This is a genomic window from Archangium violaceum Cb vi76 (assembly GCF_000733295.1).
GTDB classification, from domain to species: domain Bacteria; phylum Myxococcota; class Myxococcia; order Myxococcales; family Myxococcaceae; genus Archangium; species Archangium violaceum.
In genome coordinates, this window is the sequence record NZ_JPMI01000233.1 from 110,865 (window position 1) to 122,394 (window position 11,530).

Consider the following 11,530-nt stretch of genomic DNA (forward strand, 5'->3'; position numbering starts at 1 on the left):
CCGTTGACTACTCCCGCGGAGCAGAATCGAGCGCGGTTGGATGGCCTGGCGCTGAGGCACTGAGGCTTTCGAGCTTCTGCAACCAGCTCGCGAAATGCGGGCATTCCCGCCGGATGAGTGCGAGCCCGATGCGGCTTACCGCAAGCGAGCCGAAAACCGGCTTGTCGTATTTAGGGAACAGCTTCAACAGCCGCTTCGAGGGCGCGGTTTCCGGAGAGTCGTTGATGTGCTCTGGGGTCTGGAATGCCGCCCGGATGTCCTGAAGTTGTTTCAGTTGGAGCGTGTCCGCACCCAAGACATCGCCGGCCTTCTGCACATCGCTGAAGAGCAGTGCCTCGAACTCATGGACTTGAATGTAGGGAATGAAGCGGGGGTCATTGATCTCGGCCGCGAGCGCGTGTTCGAGCTGCAGCGCCCAGTCAAGGGGGAGGTCTTCTTTCCGGGTGCCCGCTGGCGCTGGAAAGTCGCCGGGTAGTGCGTAGTAATCAAACATGGTGGAAACAAGTGCCTGCTTGTCCTGTTTCAGCCAGGTTTGGATGTCTTTGCGCGCCTTGGCGTAGTTGACCAGACCGCCCCGGTAGATCTGTTGCTTGCGGCGTCCGGTCTCGACGCAGCGAGCCGTGGCGAATACCTGGAATTGGCCGAGATGGGGGGCGAGCAGATCCCGGACGAAGGTCTCCTCGGTCTGTCCCTCCACGACGATATTCAGCCGGATCATCGAGAGGGTCTCCCTCCCAGGACGTTCTTCATCCACAGCTCGCCCAGGCTGTACTCCTCCAGCCAGTGCTCGAATTCCGTCCGTTGGAGCCGCCTGAAGACGGATTGCCCGCCGGAACGCTCGACGACGATCAGGTCCTCGAGCTCCAGCAAATCAATGAGGGGGACTGATTGTGTGGCGATGATGAGTTGAGTCCGGGTGGAGGTGCTCCGAAGGAGTGAAGCAAGGACATTGATGGCGTAGGGATGGAGTCCCAGCTCTGGTTCGTCAATCAGGATGGTGGACGGAAGCTCCGGCTGCAGAAGGAGTGTGGCCAGACAGATGAAACGCAAGGTTCCATCCGAGAGTTGATGCGCCAGGAATGGGAAGTCGGAGCCCTGTTCCCTCCATTCCAGGGCGATCGTATTGGGGTCGAATGGCCATGGACGAAGAGAAAAATTGTCGAAGCTGGGCATGACCAGCCGTACCGTGTCCCGAATCTGCTCGTACTCGCGAGGATGTTGTAGCTGTAGCCGATACAGGACCGCAGCGAGGTTCCCGGCGTCTGCTCTGAGCGTCTGGTTGTCGTTGATGGCGCCCGCTCGTTTGACGTTCGCGGCATCGCTCGTGTCGTGAAAGTGGTACACCTTCCAGTTGCGTATCGCTGGAACCACGTAGGCTGCTACCTTCGAGAAGGCTTCGGACTTCGACGACATCCTTTCTGGCGCCAGGCTCTCCGCGTGACCCGAACCGAGGTTCCAACGCGGATGGCTATGACGGCCATCGAACCACAGGGTCTCATTGGAGAAGATGAGGCGATTGTCGACTGTGGGTACCAGGTCGATGAAGTACCCATTGTGGCCAAAATAGAACCTGGCCTGGAGTTCAGGTGTCGTCCGGCGGCCATAATGCAGCAAGGCGTCGGGGCCGCCTCGCTGTGCGACATGGAATTGGAGACGGCCCTCGATCAGTTCGTTCAGCAACTTGAAGAAGGAGATGAAGTTGCTCTTCCCCGCCCCATTCGCGCCGATCAGGACGTTGAGTTGACGCAGCTCCAGATCCTCCAGGGAGCGGATGGACTTGAAGCCCTTGATGGTCAATTTCTTGAGCTGCTGGGACATGGTACGGAGTTCCAACCGACGAGGCCGAGCGAATCCTACAGGCTACCACCTGCCTCAAGGTCTCACATCTTCAGCGGGATGTGCATCCAGCTCCTCGCGGTCGAGCGAGGCGGGCAACAGCACATTGGCGAGGATGCCCACGAGCGCGGCCAGGGCCATGCCGTGCAGCTCCAGGCGCACGTCGCCGAAGGCCACGGGAATCTTGGCGCCGCCCAGGCCGAGCACGAGGATGAGGCTGACGACGATGAGGTTGCGGCTGTGGGCGAAGTCGATGCGCGCCTCGGAGAGGGTGCGGATGCCCACGGAGGCGATCATCCCGAAGATCAGGATGCTGACGCCGCCGAGCACGCCCGCGGGGAGGCTCTGGAAGACGGCGGCCAGCTTGGGCGAGAGGCCAAACAGCATGGCGAAGCCGGCGGCGATGCGCAGCACCGCCGGGTCGTAGACGCGGGTGACGGCGAGCACCCCCGTGTTCTCCGCGTAGGTGGTGGCGGCGGGGCCTCCGAGCACCGCCGAGGCCATGTTGGCGAGGCCATCGGCGAATGGCGCCGAACATGGCGATGGTGTGCTGGAGGCCCAGCACGACCTTCTTCTGGAGCGGGAGGGGCATGGGCCCGCCTTAGAGCTTCAGGGGCAGGCTCCGCAAGCGCTTCCCGGTGAGCGTGAAGAGGGCATTGGCCACGGCGGCGGCTACTGGACCCATGGGCGGCTCGCCCATGCCCAGCGGCTTGTCGCCCTCGCCCACCAGCAGCGTGTCGATCTCCGGCGCCTCCCGCATCGTCAGCAGCGGGTAGTCGTAGAAGTTCTCCGCCTCCACCTGCCCGTTCTTGATTGTAATCCGCTCGGACAGGGCGGAGCTCAGGGCCATCATGATGCCGCCCTCCACCTGGGCGGTGGCACCGTCCGGGTTGATGACGAGCCCACAGTCCACGGCGCAGGTGAAGCGGTGCACGCGCGGCCGCCCGCTCTCCACGGAGACCTCGGCCACCTGGGCCACCACGGTGTTCATGTCCACGGAGCACGCGATGCCCCGCGCCCGGCCCTCGGGAGCGGCCGAGCCCCAGCCGGCCTGCTTCGCCGCGGCCTCCAGCACCCGGCGGAAGCGGCGCCCCAGCTCGTCGTCGCCGAGGTGCTTCAACCGGAAGGCCAGCGGGTCCTCTCCGGCGGCGTGGGCGAGCTCGTCCATGAAGCCCTCCACCGCGAACGTATTGGCCAGCAGGCCCAGGCCCCGCCAGGTGGCGGTGGGCACGGGCAGCTCCACACGCTGGGCCAGCGTCCGGCGGTGCGGCATGGCGTAGCGGATGGTGGCCCCTCGCCAGGCGCCGAAGTCCGCTCCCATCACCGCGCCCACGGCCCCGGGCATCAGCGAGAAGATGACGTCACCGCTGGCCTGCTGGTGCTCGATGGCCAGCACCTTGCCGGACTCCTCCAGCGAGGCCTTCAGCACGTGGTGCGTGGGCGGGCGGAAGAAGCCATGGCGGAACTCCTCGGCGCGCGTCCACCCCACGTGCACCGGCCGGCCCGTGGCCCGGGAGAGCCGCGCGGCCTCGATGGCGGCCTTCGCGTCCAGGCGCCGGCCGAAGCCACCTCCCAGGTGCGTGGGGACGAGCTCCACGCTCTCCTCGTCCCGCTCCAGCGCCTTCGCCACCTGCTTGCGGATGCTTCCGGGCATCTGCGTGGACGCCCACACCCGCACCCGCTCCGGCTTCACCTCCACCAGCGCGGACTGCGGCTCCAGGTGCGCGTGCGCCGCCAGCGGCGTGCGGTACTCGGCGCTCAACTGCTTGCCTCGCCCCAGGTGCTCCGGCACGTCGCCCTCTTCCTGGACGAGCACGCCCTCTCCGTCCTTCACCGTCGTCCGCGCCTCGACGTCCGCCTGCTGGAGCGACTCACCCTCGGTCCACTCCAGCTCCAGGTGCGCCAGGGCCGCGTGGGCCTGCTCTCGGGACTCGGCGGCCACCGAGGCGAAGTCGCTTCCCATCAGCACCTCCACCACCCCGGGCTGCTGGCGCGCCTTGCCCTCCCGCGCGGCGCGCAGCGTGCTCCCCAGCCGTGGCGGCCGGGCCGTGGCCCCGTACAGCATGCCGGGCAGCCGCTGGTCATAGCCATACACGCCCTGCCCGGTGAGCTTGGCCTCCAGGTCCACGCGCGGCATCGACTTGCCGATGAACTGGAAGTCCTTCGCCGGCTTGAGCGCCGGGGGGTGCTCGGGCACTTCCCACGTGCCCGTGTGCTTCGCCACCACCTCGCCGTAGCGCAGCTTCTTCTCGGGCTGGTCCCGCACGCTCAGCGTCCCCCCGGCGGCCACGAGCGCGCTGGCCTGCACGCCCAGCTGACGGGCCGCCTCGGTGCGCAGCATCTCCCGCAGCGTGGCGGCCGATTCGCGCAGGGGCTGGTACAGGCCCACCACCGTCATGCTTCCCGAGGTGCCTTGTTTGTCCACCGGTCCATGCGCGGTGGTGGCGTGCACCACCTCCAGCCGCTCCCAGGGGACTTCCAGCTCCTCGGCGGCGATCTGCGCCAGCGCGGTGTGGATGCCCTGGCCCATCTCCACCTTGGGCAGGTGCAGGCGCACCCGGTCGTCCCGCAGGACCTCGAACCAGAGGGTGGGGTCCAGCGGATCCGACGAGGGGACGAGGCCCTCGTCCACGGCGCGCGACACGGCCAGGCGCATGGCGGGCAGGCCCAGGGCGAGCGCCCCCACGCCCCCCACGCCGAGGCCCAACAGGAACTGCCGGCGCGTGGGGCGCCAGCTCTTCTTCGGAGCCACCGCGTCACTCATGGCTTCGTCTCCTGGGTCAGCGGCTTCGTCTCCTGCGCCAGCTGCTGCGCCGCCGAGAGCACGGCCTTCTTGATGCGGCAGTAGGTGCCGCAGCGGCAGTAGTTGTTCTGCATGGCCTCCACCACCTGGTCGGGCGTGGGGCTCGGGTTGCGCTCGAGCAGGGCGGCGGCGCTCATCATCTGCCCGCTCATGCACCAGCCACACTGGGGCACCTGCACGTCGAGGAACGCCCGCTGCACGGGGTGCAGCTGGGGTTGGCCATCCGGCCCCGGGGTGGACAGGCCTTCCACGGTGCGGATGCGCGCGCCGGCCAGCGTGGACACCGGGGTGAGGCATGCGCGCGTGGCCACTCCATTCACATGGATGGTGCACGCACCGCAGATGCCGGCACCGCAGCCGAAGCGGGTGCCAACCAGGCCCAGCTCGTCCCGAAGGACCCACAGCAGCACGCGGTGGGGGTTCTCCTCGGGAACCTCGTACTCCCGGTCATTGATGGTGAGCTTCATGTGTTTTTCAGGGGGGCGGGCAGGGGTTGTGCTTCCTCTGCCAGGGGGGTGAGGAAAGATAACCCAGCGGGACGGAGTGCGCCTCGGGTTCTCATTCCTCCGCCTGCCTCCATGCTCGCCGATACTCCGGGTGCGCATTCCGTGGGGTGTGCTTCTTTTGCGTGTTGATGGACGCCACCGGAGCCCTTCAGCATGGCACCACACATGAAGACCGCGACCTCCGCTCGTTTCCTGGCCGGGCTCCGCCGTGGAGCCGCGTGGCCGCCGTGCGTACGTGGTTCCGTGGACGGCGGGTCGGGAAATCCCCCGAGTCCCGGTGAACGCGGGCCCAATGACGTGAAACACTTGCAACGTCGGAGAATGTGAGAAGTGCGTATGGAATGCCCATGCGCGGACCGTTAGGCTTTGCATGACAATCCTTGGCAAGGAGTTGCGTGCATGCTGAGCCGGCGCGGTTTCCTCCTCACCAGTACGCTCGCCGCGGGGGCGGGTGTCGTTCCCACCGGAGTCGCCGCGGAGAAGAAGCCGGGGGGTGCTCCTTTCGACTCGAAGAACTGGGGCGCCGTGCGGCGGCAGTTCGACCTCGACCCGAATTACATCCACCTCAGTCTCTTCTTCCTCTCGTCGCATCCTCGCCCGGTGCGCGAGGCCATCGCCGCCTACCGCCAGCAGCTCGAGTCCAATCCGCTCCAGACCGTGGAGCGGCTGGCGTTCGGCGGGCCGCCCGAGGAGTACGTCCCCGCGAAGGTGTGCAACGCGATTGCCTCGTACATCGGCGGGAGCGCGGATGACATCGCGCTGACCCAGAACACCACCACCGGCCTCGCCGTCATCTACCAGGGTCTGCCCCTGAAGCCGGGGGATGAGATCCTCACCACCACGCACGACCACTTCGTTCACCACGAGGCCATCCGCCTCGCGGCCGAGCGCGCTGGCGCGACGTGGCGGAAGATTCCGCTCTTCGACTCGTACGACAGTATTTCCGCCGATGACATGGTCGAGCGTCTGCGCAAGGCCATCCGTCCGGAGACACGCGTGGTGGGCGTGACGTGGGTGCACTCGAGCAGCGGGCTCAAGCTGCCCCTCCGGCGCATCGCCGATGCCCTCGCCGTGGTGAATCGCGAGCGCTCCCCGGATCGCCGGGTCTTCTTCGTCGTCGATGGAGTGCATGGACTCGGCGTGGAGTCGCCGGACATCGTGGCCATGGGGATGGATGCGTTCTCCGCGGGGACGCACAAGTGGATATTTGGTCCGCGCGGCACCGGCTTCGTCTGGGCCCGCCCCGAGGTGTGGTCCGTCATGCGGCCCCTCATGCCGAGCACCTCGTCCGCCGAGCTGTTCTTCGCCTGGGCCGGCGAGAAGCCTCCCGATATGCCCGCTCGCGCCACCTGGTTCTCCCCCGGCGGCTTCCAGGCCTTCGAGCATTATTGGGCCGTCCCCCCTGCCTTCGAGTTCCATCGGGCCATCGGCCCCGCTCGCATCACCGAGCGCATTCATGAGCTGAATGCCCAGATGCGCGAGGGTCTGGCGAAGATGCCTCACGTCACCTTGTACACGCCCCGCTCGAAGGAGCTGTCCTCCGGCATGGTCTGCTTCGATGTGAAGGGCATGTCGCCGCAGCAGGTCGTGCAGCGGCTCGCGGAGCGGAACAGGGTGCTTGCCTCGACCACGCCCTACGCCGTGCCCTTCGCGCGGGTGGCGTTCGGCATCCAGAACACCACGGCCGAAGTGGAGAAGACGCTCGCCGCCATCCGCTCCATGGCCTGAGTGGGCGCCGGGCGCTACGGCTCGATGGAAGATTGGCCAGAGACGGTGGGGAACACAGACGAGCTCCTCCGGTAGGAAGAGCATCGTCTGGTTCTTGAACCCGTCATGGGAGAACACCGGGCCGGCGACGAGGTGCGGCGTCATGGGTTCAACCCGGGAAATGCATACCCTCACCCTGTCCCTCTCCCAGAGGGAGAGGGGATTGGGGCGAAGTGGGGAATTGGAAGCGCTTGATTTCAGCTCCAGTCCGAGTGGACGAAGCCCGCCTCGGGCTTGTCCCGGCGCTGGTAGGTGTGCGCTCCGAAGGCGTCTCGCTGCGCCTGCGTCAGGTTCTGCGGCAGCTCCGCGCTCCGGTAGCTGTCGAAGTATGCCAGGCTCGCGCTGAACACCGGCACTGGGATTCCCAGCCGCGCCGCCACCCCCACCGTCCGCCTCCACGCCGGCGCCATCTTCCCCAACACCGGCGCCAGGCTGTCCGCCAACATCAGGTTCGACAGGTCCGGTTTCTTCTCGAAGGCCTCTCGCAACGGCGTGAGCAGCTTCGCGCGGATGATGCACCCCGCCCGCCAGATGCGCGCCATCTCCGCCAGCGACACGTTCCACTTGTACTCGTTCGACGCCGCCTGGATCAGCCGCATTCCCTGCGCGTACGTCACCACCCGCGCCGCGTACAGCGCGTCATGCGCCCACGCCGCCAGGTTCGTCTTCTCCTCCGCCGACAGGCCCTCTCCCTGCGGTCCCGGCAGCACGCGGCTCGCCGCCACACGCTCGTCCTTCATCGAGGACAGGTTGCGCGCGTCCAGCGCCCCCGCGATCGACGGCACCGGCACCCCCAGGTCCAGCGACACCTGCACCGTCCACTTCCCCGTCCCCTTCTGGCCCGCCTTGTCCAACACCATGTCCACCAGCGGCTTGCCCGTCTCCCCGTCCTTCTTGCGCAATACCTTGATGGTGGTTTCCAGCAGGAAGGACTCGGCGATGCCCTCGTTCCACTTCGCGAAGAGGTCCGCCACCTGCTCCGCCGGCAGCCCGAGCCCACGGCGCAGCAAGTCGTACGTCTCCGCCAACAACTGCATGTCCGCGTACTCGATGCCGTTGTGCACCATCTTCACGAAGTGTCCCGCTCCATCCGGACCCACGTGCGTGACGCACACCCCCGCCTCGCTCTTCGCCGCGATCGCCTCCAACACCGGACGCACCGCCGCGTACGCCTCGGCCGGGCCTCCCGGCATGATCGACGGGCCGTACCGCGCTCCCTCCTCGCCACCCGAGACGCCCACCCCCATGAAGTTCAGCCCCTTCTGCTTCCACGCCTCCTCGCGCTTGCGCGTGTCCTGGAACCAGGAGTTGCCACAGTCCAGCACCACGTCCCCCGGCTGCAGCAGCGGCTCCAGCTTCTCCATCATCGAGTCCACCGCCGCCCCCGCCGTCACCATCAGCATGATGCGGCGCGGCCTCTCCAGCGCCGCCACGAAGTCCTCCAGCCTCGCGTGGCCCTTCAGGCTCTCGGGTGCGCCCTTCGTGCGCAGCTCGTCGAAGCGCTCGGGGTGCCGGTCCCACACCGCCACCCGGTAGCCGTGGTCCGCTACGTTGAGCGCCAGGCTCTGCCCCATCACTCCCATCCCCGCCACTCCGAACTGCGCGTGTGCTGTGGTCATTGCGTTGACTCCTGTGCCCGCCGTGGGCTCACGGCGTCCAACCCTGGGTTCTCGATACCCTCACCCCGTCCCTCTCCCGGGGGGAGAGGGGTGATTGGCGGGGGAGGGGACTGTTACTCCTGGCCCGCCGCGCTCCGGTCCATCATCCACTGCGCGTGCTCCACCTTCGCCGCCGGCAGGTCCTCCCCCGCCAGCACCCGGCGCACCATGTCCCGCTTGCCCGCTCCACTCACCAACCCCAGCACCTTCCTCGCCGACCTCAGCACCGGCAACGTCAGCGTCATCCTCCACGGCGGCGGCTTGGGTCCCACCACCGCCAGCACCCGCTGCTCCTCCTCCTTCAACGCCTCGTGCCCCGGGAAGAGCGACGCCGTGTGCCCGTCCTCGCCCATCCCCATCACCACCACGTCCAGCACCGGCGGCAACCGCCGCGCGTAGTCCCGCGCCGCCTGCTCCCGGTCCGCCCGCTCTCCCTGCATCCGGAAGATTTGATGCGGCGCCACCCCCAGCGGCTTGAAGAGCGCCTCCTCCGCCAACAGGTAGTTGCTCTCCGGGTGGTCCGGCGGCACGAAGCGCTCGTCCACGAAGTAGAAGTCCACCAGCGCCCACGGCACGTCCCGCTTCGCCAGCTCCCGGTACACCGGCTCCGGCGTGCTCCCGCCCGACAGCGCGAGGCTCGCCCGCTGGCCTCCCGCCACCGCCTCCACCAGCTGCCGCGCCACCCAGTCCGCGCCCGCCCTCCCCAACTCCTCCTTCTCCACCACGATGGGCGCCGGCCTCATCCCTTCAGCTCCATCCACCGCCGTCCGTCCCGGCCCAGCAGCGCAGACGCCGCGTCCGGCCCCGCGCTCCCCGGCTCGTACGTGTGCAGCGCTCCTCCCTTCCCCGAGTCCAGCGACTCGATGATGGGCGTCACCCACCCCCACGCCTGCTCCACGCTGTCCTCCCGCGCGAAGAGCGTCGTGTTGCCCCGCATGCAGTCCAACATCAGCCGCTCGTACGCCTCCGGCACCGGCTTGTGGAAGCTGTTGGCGTAGTCGAAGTCCATGGTGACTCCGGCGATGTTGATGTCCTCGCCCGGCACCTTCGACTCGAAGCTCAGCGCGATGCCCTCGCGCGGCTGGATGCGCAGCGTGAGCACGTTGGGCTGCAACCGCTGGCACGTGTCGCTCGTGTTGAAGAGGCAGTGCGGCACGGACTTGTAGTGGATGGACACCTCCGTCACCCGCTTGCTCAGGCCCTTGCCCGCGCGCACGTAGAAGGGCACCCCCTGCCAACGCCACGTGTCCACGTACGTCTTCAAGGCCACGTACGTGGGCGTCCTCGAGTCCTTCGCCACCCCCTGCTCCTCGCGGTAGCCCCGGTACTGCCCCTGCACCACGTACTTCTCCACCTCGCTCCCCACCATGGGCCGCAGCGCGCGGAACACCTTGTTCTTTTCGTCCCGGATGTCCTCCGCCGCGAACGACACCGGCGGCTCCATCGCGCACAGCGCCAACACCTGCAACAGGTGGTTCTGCACCATGTCCCGGATGACGCCCGTCTCGTCGTAGAAGCGCCCGCGCCCCTCCACTCCAATCTTCTCCGCCGCCGTTATCTCCACGTGGTCGATGTGCTGCCGGTTCCACAGCGGCTCGAAGATGGCGTTGGCGAAGCGGAAGACGAGGATGTTCTGCACCGTCTCCTTCCCCAGGTAGTGGTCGATGCGGAAGATCTGCTTCTCGTCCAGCACCGCCGCCAGCGCCCGGTTGAGCTCCTTCGCCGTGGTCAGGTCCCTCCCGAAGGGCTTCTCGATGACGAGCCGCCTCCAGGGCCGCTTCTCCCCGGCGCTCTCCCGGTACAGCAGCCCGGCGCTGGACAGGCCCTCCAGCAACGAGGGGAACGTGGAGGCCGGCGTGGCCAGGTAGTAGAGCTGGTTGCCCTGCGTCCCGAAGCGCTCGGCGGTCCGCTCCAGGTGCTCTCTCAGGCGCTGGTAGGAGGCCGGGTCGTCGTACGCCCCCGTCATCATCTCCAGCTTCGAGGACAGCCGCTCCCACGTGGCCTCGTCCAGCGGCTGCGTGCGGGCGAACTTCTTCAGCCCCTCCTTCACCTGCGCGCGGAACTGCTCCAGGTTGTGCTCCGAGCGGCTGAAGGCCACCACCGCGAAGTGCTCCGGCAGATTCCCCTGCCGCGCCAGCTCGAAGAGCGCCGGGAAGAGCTTGCGCTGCGCCAGGTCCCCCGTGGCCCCGAAGAGGACCATGACGCAGGGGTCCGGCCTGCCCGCGAGCAGCAGTGGATCTCCCTCGCGGGGATGGGTCTCGATGTGTACGCCCTGCTCGTCCATGTCACCCTCCGGAACGCGGATGCGGGGGAACATATGCGCTCGGCTCCTCGCGGGTGCATCAATACGTCGTCACATGCCCCCTCCCACTCGGCCGAGCCCTCAGTCCGGTGCCGGATGTGGGAGGGCAACCGTTGGCCGGATGACGTGCCTTGTCCCCCCCGCTCGCGGCGCCTCGGGGCGGACACGTACGCTGGCACGGACTCCTCCCGCGTCCTTCCCCCCGGAGGCCCCGCCTCCCCCCGAGAGTGTCCCCATGTACGAGTCCGCGCTTGCCCGGCAGGTGCTCGACACCGTCCTCCAGCGGTCCGTCTTCCATCGGACCTCGCGCATCCGTGTGGTGCGCGGCTGGGTGGCTGAGACGGAGTCCCTGTCCTCGGAGCGGCTGTCCTCCCAGTTCGCCACCCACGCCCGGGGCACGCCGGCCGAGGGGGCCCGGCTCCTGCTCCACCTCATCCACGTGGAGGCGCGCTGCCGCACCTGTGGCCGCACCTACGCCCCCGAGCACCACCTGCTGCGCTGCCCCGTGTGTGGCAGCGGCGACGGCGAGCAACTCGGGCAGACGGGCCTGGCCGTCACCGCCATCGAGGTGGACTGAGCTTCCCACCGGGCTTCTCAAAGACGTCCTGTGAAACAGCCCCTACCCAGTGCGTCCGGGGCCCCCACCCACCGGTCGGGT

At 67.8% G+C, this 11,530-nt stretch carries 9 protein-coding genes and 1 pseudogene; 2 read left to right on the forward strand and 8 right to left on the reverse strand.

Annotated features, from left to right (window positions below):
* Window positions 1–7: 7 nt before the first annotated feature.
* The 5 genes and pseudogenes from Q664_RS32150 to Q664_RS32170 all read right to left on the reverse strand — a co-directional run bounded on the left by Q664_RS32150 (window position 8) and on the right by Q664_RS32170 (window position 5,106).
* On the reverse strand, window positions 8–718 hold the full coding sequence (locus tag Q664_RS32150) for a DUF4276 family protein (RefSeq protein ID WP_052518933.1): 711 nt from the start codon (window positions 716–718) through the stop codon (window positions 8–10).
* The gene (locus tag Q664_RS32155; RefSeq protein WP_200883794.1) at window positions 715–1,818 is read right to left on the reverse strand and encodes an AAA family ATPase; all 1,104 of its coding nucleotides are present in this window, start codon (window positions 1,816–1,818) and stop codon (window positions 715–717) included. The genes Q664_RS32150 and Q664_RS32155 overlap by 4 nt, the downstream gene beginning before the upstream one ends.
* Window positions 1,819–1,872: 54 nt before the next feature.
* A pseudogene (locus Q664_RS32160) lies at window positions 1,873–2,352 on the reverse strand (solute carrier family 23 protein); the annotation flags it as partial.
* An 85-nt stretch (window positions 2,353–2,437) separates the two neighbouring features.
* Window positions 2,438–4,600, reverse strand: coding sequence for a xanthine dehydrogenase family protein molybdopterin-binding subunit (locus Q664_RS32165; RefSeq protein ID WP_043404122.1), 2,163 nt, complete (start codon window positions 4,598–4,600; stop codon window positions 2,438–2,440).
* The gene (locus Q664_RS32170; protein WP_043404124.1) at window positions 4,597–5,106 is read right to left on the reverse strand and encodes a (2Fe-2S)-binding protein; all 510 of its coding nucleotides are present in this window, start codon (window positions 5,104–5,106) and stop codon (window positions 4,597–4,599) included. Before Q664_RS32170 ends, Q664_RS32165 begins: the two co-directional genes overlap by 4 nt.
* Before the next feature lie 438 nt (window positions 5,107–5,544).
* Here Q664_RS32170 and Q664_RS32175 point away from each other — a divergent pair, with 438 nt between their 5' ends.
* On the forward strand, window positions 5,545–6,873 hold the full coding sequence (locus Q664_RS32175; RefSeq protein WP_200883795.1) for an aminotransferase class V-fold PLP-dependent enzyme: 1,329 nt from the start codon (window positions 5,545–5,547) through the stop codon (window positions 6,871–6,873).
* A 236-nt stretch (window positions 6,874–7,109) separates the two neighbouring features.
* Here the strand turns inward: Q664_RS32175 and gndA are convergent, their stop codons facing one another.
* The 3 genes from gndA to zwf all read right to left on the reverse strand — a co-directional run bounded on the left by gndA (window position 7,110) and on the right by zwf (window position 10,854).
* On the reverse strand, window positions 7,110–8,531 hold the full coding sequence (gndA, locus tag Q664_RS32180; RefSeq protein WP_043404125.1) for an NADP-dependent phosphogluconate dehydrogenase: 1,422 nt from the start codon (window positions 8,529–8,531) through the stop codon (window positions 7,110–7,112).
* A 113-nt stretch (window positions 8,532–8,644) separates the two neighbouring features.
* Window positions 8,645–9,313, reverse strand: coding sequence for a 6-phosphogluconolactonase (pgl, locus tag Q664_RS32185; RefSeq protein WP_043404127.1), 669 nt, complete (start codon window positions 9,311–9,313; stop codon window positions 8,645–8,647).
* The gene (gene zwf, locus Q664_RS32190; protein ID WP_043404428.1) at window positions 9,310–10,854 is read right to left on the reverse strand and encodes a glucose-6-phosphate dehydrogenase; all 1,545 of its coding nucleotides are present in this window, start codon (window positions 10,852–10,854) and stop codon (window positions 9,310–9,312) included. Before zwf ends, pgl begins: the two co-directional genes overlap by 4 nt.
* 253 nt (window positions 10,855–11,107) lie before the next feature.
* Here zwf and Q664_RS32195 point away from each other — a divergent pair, with 253 nt between their 5' ends.
* Window positions 11,108–11,449: a hydrogenase maturation nickel metallochaperone HypA/HybF gene (locus tag Q664_RS32195; protein ID WP_043404129.1), complete on the forward strand. Its 342-nt coding sequence runs from the start codon at window positions 11,108–11,110 to the stop codon at window positions 11,447–11,449.
* Window positions 11,450–11,530: the final 81 nt, after the last annotated feature.

Bases quoted from the DNA above. Each gene is read 5' to 3' on its own strand.
- Q664_RS32150 (WP_052518933.1), bottom strand. From the start codon at position 718: ATGATCCGGCTGAATATCGTCGTGGAGGGACAGACCGAGGAGACCTTC.
- Q664_RS32155 (WP_200883794.1), bottom strand. From the start codon at position 1,818: ATGTCCCAGCAGCTCAAGAAATTGACCATCAAGGGCTTCAAGTCCATC.
- Q664_RS32165 (WP_043404122.1), bottom strand. From the start codon at position 4,600: ATGAGTGACGCGGTGGCTCCGAAGAAGAGCTGGCGCCCCACGCGCCGG.
- Q664_RS32170 (WP_043404124.1), bottom strand. From the start codon at position 5,106: ATGAAGCTCACCATCAATGACCGGGAGTACGAGGTTCCCGAGGAGAAC.
- Q664_RS32175 (WP_200883795.1), top strand. From the start codon at position 5,545: ATGCTGAGCCGGCGCGGTTTCCTCCTCACCAGTACGCTCGCCGCGGGG.
- gndA (WP_043404125.1), bottom strand. From the start codon at position 8,531: ATGACCACAGCACACGCGCAGTTCGGAGTGGCGGGGATGGGAGTGATG.
- pgl (WP_043404127.1), bottom strand. From the start codon at position 9,313: ATGAGGCCGGCGCCCATCGTGGTGGAGAAGGAGGAGTTGGGGAGGGCG.
- zwf (WP_043404428.1), bottom strand. From the start codon at position 10,854: ATGGACGAGCAGGGCGTACACATCGAGACCCATCCCCGCGAGGGAGAT.
- Q664_RS32195 (WP_043404129.1), top strand. From the start codon at position 11,108: ATGTACGAGTCCGCGCTTGCCCGGCAGGTGCTCGACACCGTCCTCCAG.